18 protein-coding genes are annotated in these 16,633 nt (G+C 61.9%); 11 read left to right on the forward strand and 7 right to left on the reverse strand.

The features are described from left to right. Position 1: 1 nt before the first annotated feature. The 4 genes from AC3QL2_RS11095 to AC3QL2_RS11110 all read right to left on the reverse strand — a co-directional run bounded on the left by AC3QL2_RS11095 (position 2) and on the right by AC3QL2_RS11110 (position 5,280). Entirely contained in the window at positions 2–1,927 is a 1,926-nt protein-coding gene (locus AC3QL2_RS11095; protein ID WP_493234447.1) for an MFS transporter, read from the reverse strand. A gap of 91 nt (positions 1,928–2,018) precedes the next feature. Beyond that, the gene (gene rhlP, locus AC3QL2_RS11100; RefSeq protein ID WP_493234448.1) at positions 2,019–2,786 is read right to left on the reverse strand and encodes a rhombotarget lipoprotein; all 768 of its coding nucleotides are present in this window, start codon (positions 2,784–2,786) and stop codon (positions 2,019–2,021) included. Between the two features lie 25 nt (positions 2,787–2,811). Next, positions 2,812–4,950 carry a bifunctional acyl-ACP--phospholipid O-acyltransferase/long-chain-fatty-acid--ACP ligase gene (gene aas / locus AC3QL2_RS11105; RefSeq protein WP_493234449.1) on the reverse strand — a complete coding sequence of 713 codons (2,139 nt, stop codon included), beginning with the start codon at positions 4,948–4,950 and terminating at the stop codon, positions 2,812–2,814. Between the two features lie 18 nt (positions 4,951–4,968). Further along, complete coding sequence (locus AC3QL2_RS11110) at positions 4,969–5,280, reverse strand: ArsR/SmtB family transcription factor (RefSeq protein ID WP_493234450.1); 312 nt, start codon at positions 5,278–5,280, stop codon at positions 4,969–4,971. Here AC3QL2_RS11110 and AC3QL2_RS11115 point away from each other — a divergent pair. The 9 genes from AC3QL2_RS11115 (at position 5,279) to AC3QL2_RS11155 (ending at position 12,353) form a co-directional block, all read left to right on the forward strand. After that, the gene (locus AC3QL2_RS11115) at positions 5,279–5,809 is read left to right on the forward strand and encodes an ATP synthase subunit I (protein WP_493234451.1); all 531 of its coding nucleotides are present in this window, start codon (positions 5,279–5,281) and stop codon (positions 5,807–5,809) included. The genes AC3QL2_RS11110 and AC3QL2_RS11115 overlap by 2 nt on opposite strands. 2 nt (positions 5,810–5,811) lie before the next feature. Next, positions 5,812–6,654, forward strand: a complete 843-nt coding sequence (gene atpB, locus AC3QL2_RS11120; protein ID WP_493234452.1) for a F0F1 ATP synthase subunit A — start codon at positions 5,812–5,814, stop codon at positions 6,652–6,654. 71 nt (positions 6,655–6,725) lie between these two features. Next, positions 6,726–6,971 (forward strand): F0F1 ATP synthase subunit C, encoded by a 246-nt coding sequence (gene atpE, locus AC3QL2_RS11125; RefSeq protein WP_079434620.1) that lies wholly within the window; start codon positions 6,726–6,728, stop codon positions 6,969–6,971. 35 nt (positions 6,972–7,006) lie between these two features. Further along, a complete protein-coding gene (locus AC3QL2_RS11130) occupies positions 7,007–7,480 on the forward strand; it encodes a F0F1 ATP synthase subunit B (RefSeq protein WP_481116570.1) in 474 nt (157 codons plus the stop codon). Between the two features lie 3 nt (positions 7,481–7,483). After that, positions 7,484–8,020 carry a F0F1 ATP synthase subunit delta gene (locus tag AC3QL2_RS11135; protein ID WP_493234453.1) on the forward strand — a complete coding sequence of 179 codons (537 nt, stop codon included), beginning with the start codon at positions 7,484–7,486 and terminating at the stop codon, positions 8,018–8,020. An 11-nt stretch (positions 8,021–8,031) separates the two neighbouring features. Continuing rightward, positions 8,032–9,570: a F0F1 ATP synthase subunit alpha gene (atpA, locus tag AC3QL2_RS11140; protein WP_493234454.1), complete on the forward strand. Its 1,539-nt coding sequence runs from the start codon at positions 8,032–8,034 to the stop codon at positions 9,568–9,570. A gap of 21 nt (positions 9,571–9,591) precedes the next feature. Continuing rightward, entirely contained in the window at positions 9,592–10,461 is an 870-nt protein-coding gene (gene atpG / locus AC3QL2_RS11145) for a F0F1 ATP synthase subunit gamma (RefSeq protein WP_079434624.1), read from the forward strand. A 27-nt stretch (positions 10,462–10,488) separates the two neighbouring features. Continuing rightward, positions 10,489–11,865 (forward strand): F0F1 ATP synthase subunit beta, encoded by a 1,377-nt coding sequence (atpD, locus tag AC3QL2_RS11150; RefSeq protein WP_079434625.1) that lies wholly within the window; start codon positions 10,489–10,491, stop codon positions 11,863–11,865. A 62-nt stretch (positions 11,866–11,927) separates the two neighbouring features. Beyond that, positions 11,928–12,353 (forward strand): F0F1 ATP synthase subunit epsilon, encoded by a 426-nt coding sequence (locus AC3QL2_RS11155; RefSeq protein WP_481116575.1) that lies wholly within the window; start codon positions 11,928–11,930, stop codon positions 12,351–12,353. Between the two features lie 152 nt (positions 12,354–12,505). Here AC3QL2_RS11155 and AC3QL2_RS11160 read toward each other — a convergent pair whose 3' ends face one another. The 3 genes from AC3QL2_RS11160 to AC3QL2_RS11170 all read right to left on the reverse strand — a co-directional run bounded on the left by AC3QL2_RS11160 (position 12,506) and on the right by AC3QL2_RS11170 (position 14,403). Then, the gene (locus AC3QL2_RS11160; protein WP_493234455.1) at positions 12,506–13,081 is read right to left on the reverse strand and encodes a ubiquinone biosynthesis accessory factor UbiJ; all 576 of its coding nucleotides are present in this window, start codon (positions 13,079–13,081) and stop codon (positions 12,506–12,508) included. A 102-nt stretch (positions 13,082–13,183) separates the two neighbouring features. After that, positions 13,184–13,921 carry a bifunctional demethylmenaquinone methyltransferase/2-methoxy-6-polyprenyl-1,4-benzoquinol methylase UbiE gene (ubiE, locus tag AC3QL2_RS11165; protein WP_493234530.1) on the reverse strand — a complete coding sequence of 246 codons (738 nt, stop codon included), beginning with the start codon at positions 13,919–13,921 and terminating at the stop codon, positions 13,184–13,186. Between the two features lie 56 nt (positions 13,922–13,977). After that, positions 13,978–14,403: a gamma-butyrobetaine hydroxylase family protein gene (locus AC3QL2_RS11170; protein ID WP_493234456.1), complete on the reverse strand. Its 426-nt coding sequence runs from the start codon at positions 14,401–14,403 to the stop codon at positions 13,978–13,980. 166 nt (positions 14,404–14,569) lie between these two features. On the opposite strand from AC3QL2_RS11170, the gene phoB reads away from it, so the two are divergent. Both phoB and phoR read left to right on the forward strand, forming a co-directional pair. Continuing rightward, entirely contained in the window at positions 14,570–15,280 is a 711-nt protein-coding gene (gene phoB / locus AC3QL2_RS11175) for a phosphate regulon transcriptional regulator PhoB (protein ID WP_493234457.1), read from the forward strand. A 3-nt stretch (positions 15,281–15,283) separates the two neighbouring features. After that, on the forward strand, positions 15,284–16,630 hold the full coding sequence (gene phoR, locus AC3QL2_RS11180; protein WP_493234458.1) for a phosphate regulon sensor histidine kinase PhoR: 1,347 nt from the start codon (positions 15,284–15,286) through the stop codon (positions 16,628–16,630). The last annotated feature ends 3 nt before the right edge of the window (positions 16,631–16,633 follow it).

Genomic DNA, 16,633 nt, shown 5'->3' on the forward strand with positions numbered 1-16,633 from the left:
TTCATCTCCCGTCGCCGCGGAGCTCCGCCACGACGGTCTGCAGGCTGGTGGTGCTCACCGCTGCTGCCGCAAGCGGCGCCCCGGCGATCAGCTCGATGCGGCTGAACAGGCCCCGTCGCAGCGGGCGCGGCAGGGCTGTTCCGTCCTTGCGGGAGAACATGCTACCCCATAGGCCACGCAATGCCAGCGGGATCACGGGTACTGGATTGCTCTCGAGGATGCGTGTGACGCCCGGGCGGAAAGGTGATAGCTCACCGTCGGCAGTGATCTTTCCTTCCGGGAACAGGCATACCAGCTCACCGGCGCCCAGTGCCTGGGAAACTTCTGTGTAGGCGGTGTCGAGCATGGCCGGGTCTTCCTTCGCCGGGGCGATGGGAATGGCGCGGCCGTGGCGGAACACGAAGGACAGCAGCGGCCAGCGGAAGATGCGGTGATCCATGACGAAACGGATCGGGCGGCGGCAGGCGGCAGCGATGATCAATGCGTCCACGTAGCTGACGTGATTGCAGACGATCAAGGCCGGACCTTCCTCGGGGATCCGTTCGATGCCATCGGTGCGCAGGCGATAGACGGTGTGTACCAGCAGCCAGACGATGAAGCGCAGCAGGAACTCCGGCACCAGCTTGTAGATGTAGATCGCCACCGCAGCATTCATTAGCGCGGCTACACCGAACAGGGTCGGGATGGACAGGCCTGCGCTGAGCAGGCTGCCGGCGCCTAGTGCGCCGGTCACCATGAACAAGGCGTTGATGATGTTGTTGGCGGCGATCACCCGCGCCCGCTGTGCGGGTGCGGAGCGGGTCTGCATCATCGCATAGAGGGGCACGATGAAGAAGCCGCCGAAAACGCCGAGCATCATCAGGGCCAGCAGTACGTGGAGCGTTCCCGGCTGGCTCAGGACGGCGCTGACCGGCAGCGGTGCGCCAGTGGGCAGGACGGAGGGCGATGCCAGGGCCAAGTCGAGACCGAAGAGCGTCAGGCCGATGGACCCGAAAGGCACGAGACCGATTTCCACGTGGCCGCCGGACAGCTTTTCGCACAGCAGTGAGCCCAGGCCGATACCCACCGTGAAGGTAGCGAGCAGCAGCGTGACGGTGCCTTCGCCGCCGCCGAGAATGGACTTGGCATAGGCGGGGAACTGGGCGAGAAACAGCGCGCCGTACAGCCAAAACCAGGAAATCCCCATGATTGCCAGGAAAACCGTGCGGTTCTGGCGGGCGAAACCGATGTTGCGCCAGGTTTCGGTGAGCGGGTTGGGATTGACGCGCAGTTCCGGATCGGGGGCTGGCGCGGGAGGAACGCCGCGACTGGTCAGGTAGCCCGCGATGGCAACCACCAGTCCGCCGCCGGCGATCCACAGTTCGCCCTGTTCGGCGGAGGCCAGCAGGCCGCCGATCAGGGTGCCGATCAGGATCGCCACGAAGGTGCCGGCTTCGACCAGTGCGTTGCCGCCGACCAGTTCATCTTCGTGCAGGTGTTGGGGCAGCAGCGCGTACTTGACGGGTCCGAACAGCGTCGAGTGGCAGCCAAGCAGGAACAGCGCGCCGAACAGCACCGGCAGGCTGTGCAGCAGGAAGCCTGTCAGCGCGACCAGCATGATCGCGATTTCCAGCACCTTGACCAGCCGGGTCAGGTAGGCCTTGTCGTATTTGTCGGCTAGCTGGCCGGCGCTGGCCGAGAACAGGAAGAACGGCAGGATGAAGATGCCGGCCGCCAGGTTGGCCAGCAGTGCTGGGGTGATGCTCGTCCAGTTGGCGGCCTGGAAGGTCAACAGTACGACGAGGGCGTTCTTGAACAGGTTGTCGTTGAAGGCGCCGAGGAACTGGGTCAGGAAGAAGGGGAGAAAACGCTTTTCCTTCAGAAGGCCGAACTGGGAGTGCGGTTGGCTGGCGCTTTGGGACGAAGGACGATCCGGCTGTGAGCTCATGCGTGGGTCCGATCGGGGAATAGGGGGATTTCGACGCGTCCGGCCCCGCGATGGCGGATGCCGGTGGGTAATGATGAAAACGCGCGCCCTGTCACGGCTTTGCGGTTTCGGCCGAGTCTGCGGTGCCGGCCCTGATGATGCGGGCAGCTTTTTCTTCGCGGATGCGGGTGCGGAAGTTCTCGATCTGGGCATCAAGGCGGGGCAGCAGATCGTCTACTGCCAGCCGGAAGCCCTCCGCCCGCGCCTGTCGTGCATTTTCGGACAGGATCGCCTGCGGTGCCGTGCCCTTGACCTGGCTGGTGCCGGGGGCCCGGAACAGCAGGCTGCGGCTGGAGACATCGAAAACCGAGGCATCCACCAGGGTATTGACGTCGTATTGGTTGCCGTTGATCAGATAAGAGCCGACGATGGTCCAGTACAGCAGCGAGAGGCGGTTGCTGTCGGTGAATTGGATCTGGTCATAGGACAGCAGGACGACCACATCCACGTTGAACATCCGGGCGGCTTGTTCCAGATTGCCGAAACTGCCGCGGGAACGCAGGTAGTTGGATGGAATGGTCTCGATCTTGGCGATATAGGGGCGGTTGGCGAAGGCTGCCTTGACCCGGTCGATGAGCTGGTTGCGGTCGCTTTCGCCTAGGTTGGAGTAATTGTCGCCGGGTACAAAGGCGATGCCGACCCGCAACGGAATATGCAGTTCGGGCAGGCTGGGTTTGAGGGTCGGCTTGTCGCCCTGGGGATACAGGTATTCGACGACCGACCCGCGTTCCGCCGTGCGGTGCTGGTTGTCGAACCAGGATGCACAGCCGGCAAGTGCGGTGGCCGAAAGCATGATCGCAATCCATCGGACGGGTTTCATCGGCGGACTCCTTCAGGTGTTTCTATCAGGCCTGTTCGGCCCATTGTTTCAGGGTGACGTAATCGATCTTTCCGGTACCCAGCAGCGGCAGGGCTTCGACGGCGATGATCTGGCGCGGCACGGCGATCTCCGGCCAGCCGCCATCCCGCGCCGCGGTCTGCAGTTGTTCGCGGGTCAGGTTCCTGTCCGTCGTGTACAGCAGGATGGCTTCGCCGCGGGCGGCGTCAGGGCGCGTCGAGGCCGCATGCTGGGCCGCGGGGGAACTGGTATTGGCCAGCTTCTCAACGACTTCCAGGGACACCATTTCGCCGGCAACCTTGGCAAAACGCTTGATGCGTCCGACGATCTTCACGAAGCCGTCGGTGTCGATATTCACCACGTCACCCGTCTCGTACCAACCGTCGCCGGCTGCTGAAGCTGGCGCCTGCAGCACGCCGGGCGCTTCGACGCGCAGATAGCCGGACATCAGGTTCGGACATTTCACGTGCAACATGCCGCCGCTCGGAATGCCCGGCACCGCCACCAGCTTGTGCTGAACGCCGGGCAGGAACTGGCCGACAGTGCCGCTGCGGAAGGCCATCGGCGTATTGACCGCCAGCACCGGGGCCGTCTCGGTCGCGCCGTAGCCTTCGAAGATGCGGATGCCGAATTTCTCGAACCACAGGTCGCGTACCGGCGTCGCCAGCTTTTCGGCACCGGCGATGACGTAGCGCAGGCGGTAGAAATCGTAGGGGTGAGCGAACTTGGCGTAATTGCCGAGGAAGGTGCTGGTACCGAGCAGCACGGTGCAGTTGCGGTCGTAGGCCAGTTCCGGAATCACCCGGTAGTGCAGCGGCGATGGGTAGAGGAAGACCTTGGCGCCGCTCAAAACCGGCAGAAGGGCACCGGCGGTGAGGCCGAAGGAGTGGAACAGCGGCAGCGCATTGAGGATCTTGTCGTCGATCGACAGATCGACGACCGCACGGATCTGCGCGACATTGGCCAGCAGGGCCCGGTGGGACAGCACGACGCCCTTCGGCTTACCCTCCGAACCGGACGTGAACAGCACCACCGCGGGATCTTCCGGCGATCCGGCCGGTAGGGCCGTACGCGGGAAGCGCAGCGCCCACAGCACCAGCCACAGCTTGTCGCCGAGGCTGATCTTTTCGCGCAGGTCTTCGAGGTAGATCACCCGTACGTCGCGCAGTGCTGCCAGCTTGTCGCCCAGCTTGGCCTGCTCGATGAAGGCACGGGACGTCACGATGGTCCGAATCTGCGCCGCCGTGCAGGCGGTCTGCATGCCTTCCGTGCCGGCCGTGTAGTTGAGCATTGCAGCGACCCGGCGGTGGGCCGTCAGACCGAAGATCAAGCCGAGGGTGGCGGTGAGATTGGGCAGAAGCAGGCCGACCGCTTCGTCTTGCCGGCTTTCCCGTGCCGCCAGGCGGCCGAGGGCGAGGGCCATCTTGATCAGGTCGCCGTAGCTGTATTCGATCTGCTTCAGGTCCTCGAGCAGACGGTGCTTGCGTCCCTGGATGTCGGCTGCATCAAGCAGGGTCTCGAACAGGGTCTGGTCGGGGCGGGTTGCGAAGATCAGCCCCTGCATCAGTTGCCGCATCGCCTCGCCGGCCTTGCGCCGTCGCGCGCGGGCGGTCGCCCCGTCGGGCATCGCTAGCTGCGTTGTCGGCTGGATGCTCAGCATGATGCGTGGAAACAGACGGCGCGGCACATGGGACGCGAGGCGTGAGAAATAGGTGCGGGAGGCGCCGTCGATGCGGACTGGCAGGATCGTCGCGCCGGTCTTGGCGGCCACGAAGGCCGGGCCATCGTAGGTCTTCATCAGGCTGCCGGTCGTCGTGATGCGCCCTTCCGGGAAGATCACCACCGGGCGCCCGCTCTCGATCAGGCGGATGACCTTCTTCATTGCCATCGGGCTGGTCGGATCCACCGCGAGATAGTCCACCAGCGACAGTGCCAGGCGGAAGAACGGGTTCTGCGCAATGCCGGTGTGTACGACGAAGACCGGATCAAAGGGCAGGAACAGACCCAGTAGCAGGCCGTCGAGAAAGGACTCGTGGTTGGCGACGATCAGCAGGCGTTCATGTCGCTCTGCAGGGGTGCCGATGAGGCGGACGCGGAACAGCAACGCCGCAAGACTGCGAAGAAGGGCCTTGATGAACGATCGCATGATGATGGAATGAGCGGGTCAGAGATTGGTGGAGAGGTAGTCCAGCACGGTGCCGAGGGTGTCCTGCAGATAGGTCTTGTTCACATGGAAGTAGATTTCCTTGCCTTCCCGCTCGGCAGTCAGTACCCCAGATTCCCGCAGGACCTTCAGGTGATGGGACACCGTCGACCGCGCCAGCGTGGACACTTCGGCAATCTGGCCGACGTTGAGGCGCTCGCCAGGCTCGAAGGTCAGCAGGATGCGTTGCCGGTGTTCGTCGCCCAGTGCGCTGAATACGGCGGATATCTCACGCCATTCCTCGGGAATAGCTCGGGAGTAGTCATTCTTCATGTCGATAATGATCGATATGTTTATGGAATCTGTCAATGGGGGGATTCATGAAAAAACATATTCCACGGACACTCCAGGTGCATGCTGCGGTGCCGTGGCGATTGACTTGGCTGCGGTTAACCCCTATCATCCACATGTTTTTCGTACGGCGGACGGCGCAACACCCGACGTGCCACGCAGAGAGCCAATGTTTAAAGCGGTATTCCTGCAGATAGGCGCGACGATTCTGGCGACATTGATCGCTGGAGCATTTTCAGGGGTGCGCGGTGCGTTGTCGGCGGCGTTGGGAGGCGCAGCCTGTGTTCTTCCCAATTTGTTTTTCGCCCTGCGTCTGCACGCTGTTTCCAAGCGTCCAGCAGCGTCGTACCCGCTTGCGTTTTTTGTTGGCGAGTTCTTGAAGATCGCGTCAACCGTAGGATTGTTGGCGACCGTTCGACTCGTGTATCCAGACGTCCATTGGTTGGCGTTGTTTCTCGGGTTGGTCGTGGCGCTGAAGGCGAATTTATTTGCATTTTTGGTGAAGACCTGACCATGAGCACTGGCCACGAAGCACACGCCCCGACCGCGGGTGAATACATTGTCCACCACTTGACCCACTTCAATTCGACTGGTCACGCCCAGAGCGCGATCATCGACTGGAGCGTCTGGAACGTCGATACGCTGTTTTTCTCCATCGGTCTCGGCATCGTCACGCTGCTGATCCTGATCAAGGCCGCTGGTGCCGCCACTTCCGGTGTGCCGGGCCGCTTCCAGGCTGCCATCGAAATTCTCGTCGAAATGGTTGCCGACCAGGCCAAGGGCATCGTGCATAGCGCCGAATCCCGCAAGTTCGTTGCTCCTGTCGCCCTGACCGTGTTCTTCTGGATCTTCCTGATGAACTCCATGGACTTCCTTCCGGTTGATCTGCTGCCCAAGATCTGGGCGCTGATTTCCGGTGATGAGCACGCCTTCCTGCGCGTCGTTCCGACCGCCGACCTGAACGGTACCCTCGGCATGTCCGTCGGCGTACTGCTTATCTGCCTGTACTACAACATCAAGATCAAGGGCTTCGGCGGCTGGGTGCATGAACTCTTCACTGCGCCCTTCGGCTCGCATCCCCTGCTGTATCCGATCAATTTCCTGATGCAGATGATCGAATTCCTGGCCAAGACCGTTTCCCACGGCATGCGACTGTTCGGCAACATGTATGCCGGTGAGCTGGTGTTCATGCTGATCGCGCTGATGGGCGGCACCGCCACCGTTTTCGGCTTCCTCGGCCACATCGTTGCCGGTTCCATCTGGGCCGTCTTCCACATCCTGATCGTCGCGCTGCAAGCTTTCATCTTCATGATGCTGACCCTGGTGTATATCGGCCAGGCTCACGAAAGCCACTAAGCAGTCCCGGTTTCAAGTTTCAATTTGCAGTTTTAGTTTCAATTTAAATCATCTCAACTAAAGGAGTCGTCATGGAACACGTTCTTGGTTTTGTTGCTCTGGCCGCTGGTCTGATCATTGGTCTGGGTGCTATCGGTGCCTGTATCGGTATCGGCATCATGGGTAGCAAGTACCTCGAAGCATCCGCCCGTCAGCCCGAACTGATGAACGCCCTGCAGACCAAGATGTTCCTGCTGGCCGGTCTGATCGACGCTGCGTTCCTGATCGGCGTCGGTATCGCCATGATGTTTGCGTTCGCCAACCCGTTCAAGATCTAAGTTTCGCGGTTCAACCTGACTAAAGGAAGATTACCGTGAATTTGAACGCAACCCTGGTAGCCCAGCTCGTTGTGTTCTTCATTCTGGCGTGGGTCACGATGAAGTTCGTGTGGCCCCCCATTGTGAAGGCACTCGACGAGCGTGCGAAGAAGATCGCCGACGGGCTGGCGGCTGCGGACAAGGCGAAGAGCGAACTCGCTCATGCCGAGAAGAAAGTCGTTGAAGAGCTGCGCAAGGCTCGCGAGTCCGCTACGGACGTGCGTGCCTCTGCTGAAAAGCAGGCTGCCACCTTCCTCGATGAAGCTCGCGCCGAAGCCGCCCGTATCATTGCCCAGGCTCGTGAAGCCGCCGAAGCCGAAGCCGGTGTCGCTGCTCAACGCGCCAAGGAAGCCCTGCGTGATCAGGTCGCCCAACTCGCTGTCGCTGGTGCCGAGAAGATTCTCCGCAAGGAAATCAACGCTCAGGCCCATGCCGATCTGCTGGCCAACCTGAAACAGGAACTTCAATAAGCCATGGCCGAGAACGTCACCATCGCACGCCCCTATGCTGAAGCGGCATTTCAGCTCGCTTCCGCGGGCAACGCGCTGGGGCCTTGGTCGGAAGCACTTGATCGTCTGGCTGTCGTAGCCAACGATTCGCAAATGCGGGATTGCATCGCCGATCCCAAGCTCCTGCCGGAACAACTGGCAGGGCTTTTCCTCGATGTCGCCGGTGCCGGACTGTCTGCCGATCAGCAGAACTATGTCCGTGTCCTGGTCGAGAACGAGCGTCTGCAAGTGCTTCCCGAGATCCGTGACCTGTTCGTTGAACTCAAGAACGAACACGAAGGTGTCAAGGAGGCGAACATCACCTCCGCCTTCCCGATGGACGATGCCACGCTGAACGCACTGGTTGCTGACCTTGAAGCCCGCTTCAAGGCCAAGCTCAATGTGACCGTCAGCGTCGACCCCGAACTGATTGGTGGGGTGAAGATCGCCGTTGGGGATGAAGTCATCGACGCCTCGGTCCGCGGCAAGCTCGCGAACATGGCCGCCGCGCTAAAGAACTAGGAGCATAAGCAATGCAACTCAACCCCTCTGAAATCAGTGACCTGATCAAGAGTCGGATTCAGAACCTGCAGCTGTCCGCGAATGCCCGCACCGAGGGTACCGTGGTTTCAGTGACCGACGGTATCTGCCGTATCCACGGCCTCTCCGATGCCATGCAGGGCGAAATGCTGGAATTCCCCGGCAACGTTTTCGGCCTCGCCATGAACCTCGAGCGCGACTCCGTCGGCGCTGTGGTCCTGGGTGAATACGAAGGCATTTCCGAAGGCGACACTGTCAAGTGTACCGGTCGCATTCTGGAAGTTCCGGTTGGCCCTGAGCTGATCGGTCGTGTCGTGAATTCCTTGGGCCAGCCGATCGACGGCAAGGGCCCGATCAACGCCAAGCTGTCCGAGCCAATCGAAAAGGTTGCTCCGGGCGTGATCTGGCGTAAGTCGGTGTCCCAGCCGGTGCAAACCGGCCTGAAGTCGGTTGACGCCATGGTTCCGGTCGGTCGTGGCCAGCGCGAGCTGATCATCGGCGACCGTCAAACCGGTAAGACTGCCGTTGCGGTTGATGCGATCATCAACCAAAAGGGCGAAAACATGGTTTGTATCTACGTTGCGATCGGTCAGAAGGCTTCGACCATCGCCAACGTGGTTCGCAAACTGGAAGAGCACGGCGCGATGGAATACACCATCGTTGTCGCTGCCACCGCCTCCGAGTCCGCCGCGATGCAGTACATCGCTCCGTACTCCGGTTGCACGATGGGCGAATACTTCCGCGATCGCGGTCAAGATGCCCTGATCGTTTATGATGATTTGACCAAGCAAGCCTGGGCCTATCGTCAGGTGTCCCTGCTGCTGCGTCGTCCCCCCGGCCGTGAAGCCTATCCCGGCGACGTGTTCTACCTGCACTCCCGTCTGCTCGAGCGCGCAGCCCGCGTGTCCGAAGAGTACGTTGAGCAATACACGAAGGGCGAGATCAAGGGCAAGACCGGTTCGCTGACCGCTCTCCCCGTGATCGAAACCCAGGCCGGCGACGTTTCTGCGTTCGTTCCGACCAACGTGATCTCGATTACCGACGGCCAGATCTTCCTGGAAACCGACCTTTTCAACGCTGGTATCCGTCCCGCTATCAACGCGGGTATTTCGGTGTCCCGCGTCGGTGGTGCGGCCCAGACCAAGATCATCAAGAAGCTCGGCGGCGGTGTGCGTCTGGCGCTGGCCCAGTATCGTGAACTGGCTGCGTTCGCGCAGTTCGCTTCCGACCTGGACGAAGCCACCCGCAAGCAGCTCGAGCGCGGTCGCCTCGTTACGGAACTGATGAAGCAGCAGCAGTACGCTCCGCTGTCGGTTTCCGAAATGGCGATCACTCTGTTCGCAGTCGAGAAGGGCGCTTTCGACGATGTCGAGGTCAAGCGTGCCCTCGCTTGCGAAGCCGCGATGCACCAGTACGTGAAGACCAAGGCCGCCGATCTGGTTGCCAAGATCGAAGCGACCAAGGACCTCGACGCCGAAGGCAACAAGCAACTCGCCGCCGTCATCGAAGAGTTCAAGAAGAGCTGGGCTTAACGCGGGCATACGGAGAGCAATATGGCTAGCGGCAAAGAGATCCGTAACAAGATCAAGAGTGTCCAGAACACTAAAAAGATCACCAAGGCCATGGAGATGGTCGCAGCGTCCAAGATGCGTAAAGCTCAGGACCGCATGCGTGCAGCCCGTCCCTATGCCGAGAAGATCCGCCGTCTCGCCGCGAATCTGTCTGCTGCCAACATCACCGACTACAAGCATCCGTTCCTCGTCAAGAAGGACAATGCCAAGCGTGTGGGGCTGATCGTCGTCACGACCGACAAGGGTCTGTGCGGTGGCCTCAACACCAACACTCTGCGTGTCGGGTTGAATGCGCTCAAGGATTGGGAAAGCAAGGGTGTCTCCGACATCCGCGTGACCGCCATCGGCAACAAGGGGCTGGGTTTCATGCAGCGCCTGGGTGCCAAGGTGGTTTCACACGTCACCCAGCTCGGGGATACCCCCCATCTGGAAAAGCTGATCGGACCGGTCAAGGTCATGATCGATGCGTTCCAGAATGGCGAGCTGGATGAAGTGCACATTGTTTACTCCCGCTTCATCAACACGATGAAGCAGGAGCCCCAGCTTGAGCAGCTTCTCCCGCTGACCGGCGAGCGTCTCGGTACCCCGGAAGGGAACTGGGACTACCTCTACGAGCCGGATGCGCAGGTGGTGATCGACGAACTCCTGGTGCGCTATGTCGAAGCGCTGGTGTACCAGGCTGTCGCCGAGAACATGGCGTCCGAACAGAGTGCCCGGATGGTGGCGATGAAGGCAGCTTCCGACAACGCAGGAAGCGTGATCGGCGAACTGCAACTGGTCTACAACAAGACCCGTCAGGCCGCGATCACGAAGGAACTGTCCGAAATTGTCGGCGGCGCAGCCGCGGTGTAACGGTTTAACAAGTTTGGGGAAACGACGATGAGTCAAGGAACGATCGTTCAATGCATCGGCGCCGTGGTGGATGTGCAGTTCCCGCGCGACGCGATGCCCAAGATTTACGACGCCCTCGAGTTGGCAGGTTCTGAACTGGTTCTCGAAGTTCAGCAACAGCTCGGTGATGGCGTTGTGCGTACCATTGCGCTGGGGTCTTCGGATGGCCTGCGTCGTGGCATGCAAGTTTCGAACACCGGCAAGGGTATCGCTGTGCCGGTGGGCCACGGCACCCTGGGCCGCATCATGGACGTGCTGGGTCGCCCGATCGACGAAGCTGGTCCGATCGAATGCGACGAGCGCCGGACCATTCACCAGAAGGCTCCGAAGTTCGATGAGCTCTCTCCCTCCGTCGATCTGCTCGAAACCGGCATCAAGGTTATCGATCTGATCTGTCCGTTCGCGAAGGGCGGTAAGGTGGGTCTGTTCGGTGGTGCCGGTGTGGGCAAGACCGTGAACATGATGGAGCTCATCAACAACATCGCCAAGCAGCACAGCGGTTTGTCGGTGTTCGCCGGCGTGGGCGAGCGTACCCGTGAAGGGAACGACTTTTACCACGAAATGAAGGACTCCAACGTTCTCGACAAGGTTGCGATGGTGTTCGGTCAGATGAACGAACCCCCCGGCAACCGTCTGCGTGTGGCGCTGACCGGTCTGACCATGGCCGAGCGTTTCCGTGACGAAGGCCGTGACATCCTGTTCTTCGTGGATAATATCTACCGCTACACCCTGGCCGGTACCGAAGTGTCCGCGCTGCTGGGTCGTATGCCTTCCGCGGTGGGTTACCAGCCGACGCTGGCCGAAGAAATGGGCCGTCTGCAGGAACGTATCACCTCCACCAAGGTGGGCTCGATCACCTCCATCCAGGCCGTGTATGTGCCTGCGGATGACTTGACCGATCCGTCCCCGGCGACCACCTTCCTCCACCTCGACTCGACCGTCGTGCTGTCCCGTGACATCGCTTCGCTGGGTATCTACCCGGCAGTCGATCCGCTGGACTCCACCTCCCGTCAGCTCGATCCGCTGGTGGTTGGCGAAGAGCACTACAACACCGCTCGCGGCGTTCAGCAGACCCTTCAGCGTTACAAGGAACTGCGCGACATCATCGCGATTCTGGGTATGGACGAACTGGCTCCGGAAGACAAGCTTCTGGTGTCCCGTGCTCGTAAGATCCAGCGTTTCCTGTCGCAGCCGTTCTTCGTGGCGGAAGTGTTTACCGGTTCCCCCGGCAAGTACGTCCCCCTGAAGGAAACGATCAAGGGCTTCAAGACGATTCTCAGCGGTGAAGTGGATCACCTGCCCGAGCAGGCCTTCTACATGGTCGGCCCGATCGAAGAAGTCTTCGAAAAAGCGAAGACCCTCTGATCAATGCGACCATCGCCCGGCGGCTCTCTTAACGAGGTCGCCGGTTTGAGGAGGAAATAGCTATGGCAATGACCATTCACGTCGATATCGTCAGCGCGGAAGAGCAGATCTTCTCGGGTCTGGCCGAATTCGTGGCTCTCCCCGGCGAAGCCGGCGAGCTCGGCATTCTGCCCGGCCACATGCCGCTGATGACCCGGATCAAGCCGGGCGCCGTGCGCGTCAAGGTCCAGAACCAGTCCGAAGAGGAACTGGTTTTCGTGGCCGGCGGCCTGCTGGAAGTCCAGCCCAACCTCGTGACGGTTCTGGCGGATACCGCCATCCGTGGCAAGGATCTGGACGAAGCGAAGGCGCTGGAAGCCAAGCGCCTGGCGGAAGAAGCCTTGCAGAACCAGGGTTCCGCCCTGGAGTACGCCAAGGCCCAGTCCGAACTGGCATCGGCTCTGGCCCAGATCGCGGCAATCAGCAAGTTGAAGAAGCGCGGTCACTGATCGAGACGATCGGTTGCAAAGAGAAAGGGCAGTCCGCAAGGGCTGCCCTTTCTCTTTTGGCTTCCTGCTTTCTGTGTTGCCCTGGTGTGGGCGGACTCATCCGCCCATGCTGGTATCCGTCGAACCAGCCTCGCCGGCCGGTGCGAGCCGTTTCAGCGGGCCGTTTCGAGTCTGGCTAGACGTTTTTCGAGCCGTGCCAGATCGTCGCGCAATTCGGCACTGGCGCTGGCCAGCTCTTCAAGCGCGTGGCGCTTGACCAGTACCGGGCGCTCCTCACTGTAGTATTCGACGAGGTTGTCGACGAAGTTGCGGCTCGCCTGGCGCTGCCAGCTGATGAGGTCCCGCGCCGTCGTCACCGCGCGGTGGGCGGCGATGTCGCCGACCAGTTTGGCGAGGGCCTCCTCGCCGTCCCAGCGCAGTTGTCGGAAGACGAAACCGAGGGTGTCGGCGAAGTCGGCATTGCCACTGATGCGGATGTCAGCCATCAGCGCGTCCATGCCGCCGGTGACGGCCTTTGGCAGCGTGCTCAGCGGCAGCTCCAGAGCGACATCGGGTTCAGGGGCCGCCGTTTCGTTGAAGTAGCCGTCACTGTCCACGCCGAGGGACAGTTCCAGCGGATTCAGGCGCAGCGCAGCAACCCGGCCCGCAAACGGGGCCAGGCGTTCCCGCGCCCAGGGCGCATCGGCAAGAAGGTGGTTGAGGCCGGCAACGGCTGAAGAGGCAAGCATCTCCACTCCATCAGGAATTGCGGGGACCGGTGGCCCCCGCGTCATGCAAGGCTGGTGGTGTCCCGGCGACAGGCGTCCTGCGCCGGAGGCATCACTATCGGTTCAGAGTTTGTAACCCCGGTGCAGTGCGACGACGCCGGCGGTCATATTGAAATACTCGACGCGGGCCAGGCCGGCTTCTTCCATCAGGGTCTTGAGGGATTCCTGGTCCGGGTGCATGCGGATGCTCTCGGCCAGATAGCGGTAGCTGTCGGCGTCCTTGGCGACCTTTTCGCCCATCAGCGGCAGCAGCTTGAAGGAATAGAAGTCGTAGGCGGGCGCGAGGGGCTTCCAGACCTTGGAGAATTCCAGCACCAGCAGGCGGCCGCCGGGCTTCAGCACGCGGCGCATCTCGGCAATGGCCTGATCCTTGTGGGTCATGTTGCGCAGGCCGAAGGCCACCGTCACCACGTCGAAGTGGTTGTCGGGGAAGGGCAGCTTCTCGGCGTCGCACTGGGCGACCGGCAGCAGGAAGCCGTTATCCACGACGCGGTCGCGGCCGCGGGACAGCATGGCGTGGTTGATGTCGGTGAGCCACACCTGGCCGGTCGGTCCGACCCGCTTGGCGAAGGCCAGGGACAGGTCGGCGGTGCCGCCTGCCACGTCGAGCACCCGGTCGCCCTTGCGGACACCGGCGATCTGCACGGTGAAGGTCTTCCACAGGCGGTGCAGGCCGAAGGACATCAGGTCGTTCATCACGTCGTAGCTGCTGGCGACGGAGGAGAAAACGCTGCGAACCTTGCCGGCCTTTTCGGATTCGGCCACTTTCTGGAAGCCGAAGTGGGTGGTCTTGTCGTTCATGATCTGGAAATGGGAGCGATGCATGGGATCACCGGCAGCCTGCCGGTGATCGGGATTCAGTGGTGATGGCCGCAGCCGCCGGTTTTCGGGGTCGGTGGTGGCAGATCAGCGGGATCCCGGCTGCCGCCCTCGGTAGCGAGACGGAGCAGGTAGGATTCCCACAGTCCGTCGTGCCTTTCGCCGAGGTCGTAGAGGTAGTCCCAGGAATACAGCCCGCTGTCGTGGCCGTCGGAGAAAACCGGGCGGATCGCGTAGTTGCCGACGGGTTCGATGCGCGTGATGTCCACATCGCGCTTGCCCAGTTGCAGGACTTCCTGGCCGACGCCATGGCCGCGCACTTCGGCAGAAGGGGAAAAGACGCGCAGGAACTCATAGGTGAATTCGAAACGCTTGCCGTCATCGAAGGCAATTTCCATCCGGCGTGAGACCTGGTGCAGCTTGATCTCGGTGGGGATGGGGTCGTCCTTGTGCAGGCCTGCCATGCGGGGCTCCGTCGGTTCTATGGGCAATGTGCGAATGATACTCGAAGGTGAGCCCGGCTCCCCTTGAAGGCTGTCATTGCACGGTTGCTGCCGGGTGTGACATGTCATGAAAAGTTCAAGTTGCTGAAATACACTGCCTGCGTCCAGAGATTCCACCGAGGTATCCATGCCTGCCACCATCCTGCTCGTCGAAGACGAGCCCGCTATCCAGGAACTGATCGCCGCCAATCTGATGCGCGCTGGCCACCATGTGGTGCGGGCGTCGGATGCGGAAACCGCCCAGCGCATCGTGCGCGATGCACTGCCCGACCTGATCCTGCTCGACTGGATGCTGCCCGGCATGTCGGGCGTCGAGTTCGCCCGCCGGTTGCGCAGCGAGGAGCGTACCCGCGGCATTCCGCTGATCATGCTGACCGCCCGCGGCGAGGAGCAGGACAAGGTGCTCGGCCTCGAATCCGGCGCCGACGACTACATCACCAAGCCCTTTTCGCCGCGCGAACTGGTGGCCCGCATCAAGGCGGTGCTGCGCCGCCGGGCTCCGGAAACCACTGAAGATCCGGTCGAACTGGGTGGGCTGCGCCTTGATCCCGCGACCCATCGCTTGGCAGCGGGCAGCAACCCGATTACCCTTGGCCCGACTGAATTCCGCCTGCTGCATTTCCTGATGACCCACCCGGAACGCGTTCATTCCCGCGCCCAGCTGCTCGACCAGGTGTGGGGCGACCACGTCTTCGTTGAGGAACGCACCGTCGACGTGCACATCCGCCGCCTGCGCTGCGCGCTTGAACCCACCGGCCACGACGGCCTGGTGCAGACGGTGCGCGGCAGCGGCTACCGCTTCTCGACCCAGCAGGAGACGCCGGCGGCGGTGCGCTGATCCGTGGGAGCGCCTCTGGAAGAAGTCACGGAAATCCGGCCGATCAGCTATATCCGTGTCGCTGTTTTCACGATTCTGACGGTTATCGCGCTGCTCGCGATCGGAGTCGGGGTGTTCTTCGGCTTGGCGCCGGCACTCGTCACTTTTGCGGTGGCGTTGCTGCTGGTCGGGCTGTACCACATCAACAATCTCTTCAAGCTGGTTCGCTGGCTGCGCACGCCGGTGGATGAGGCGGCCCCGCTGCCGCGTGCCTTCGGCCTGTGGGACTACGTGTTTGCCGATGTAAACCGGCGGGCACGCACCGCCAGTCGCCAGCAGGAGCGTCTGTCCGCCGCACTGGAGCGTTTCCGTGAAGCCAGCCAGGCGATGCCCAACGGCCTGCTGTTCCTGTCGATGAGCAATACCATCGAATGGGTCAACCGCCTGGGCGAGCAGCATTTCGGCCTGGACCGGGCCCGTGACCAGGGTGCGCCGGTGACCAACATCGTTCGCCAGCCGGATTTCGTGCGCTATCTGCAGGAAGGTCATTACGAGGAGCCGCTGGTCTTCACGGCCGGCCGTCCCATCGGACGGACCCTGATGGTTCATGTGGTGCCCTTCAGCGACGACATGCGCCTGCTGATGTCGGAGGACATCACCCAGGGCGAGCGTCTGGAAGCCATGCGCCGCGATTTCGTCGCCAATGTGTCCCACGAGATGCGTACGCCGCTGACCGTGGTGGGCGGCTTCCTGGAGACCGTCATCGATGGCCTCGATGATCTGGACAAGGACGATATCCGTCACTACCTCGGCCTGGCCTCCGAGCAGGCCGGCCGCATGCAGCGGCTGATCCAGGATCTGCTGACCCTGTCGGCGCTGGAGACGGGCGCACCCATCCTCCAGGAGGAGCCGGTGGACGTGGCCAGCCTGCTGAAGGAGATCCAGCAGGAGGCACAGGTGGTGTCCGGCGGCCGTCATGTGATCACCCTGGATTGTGCGACCCGCGCACGCCTGCTCGGCAACAGCAAGGAGCTGTACAGCGCCTTCGTCAACCTGGCCATCAATGCTGTGCGCTATACGCCGGCCGGTGGCCACATCCGCCTTGGTTGGCGGCAGCGTGGCTCGGTGGTGGAATACACGGTGGAAGACGATGGCATCGGCATTGCGCCGGAGCACATTCCCCGCCTCACGGAGCGTTTCTACCGGGTGGACCGGGGCCGGTCACGGGAGACCGGCGGTACGGGCCTCGGTCTTGCCATCGTCAAGCACGTCCTGAGTCGCCATCAGGGCGACCTGTCGATCGACAGTGAGCCGGGACGGGGCAGCCGCTTCACGGCCTGTTTCCCGGTCCGGCGTCTGGTGGAGAAGTAAGGA

It is taken from the genome of Zoogloea sp. GW822-FHT05C07 (assembly GCF_058800215.1).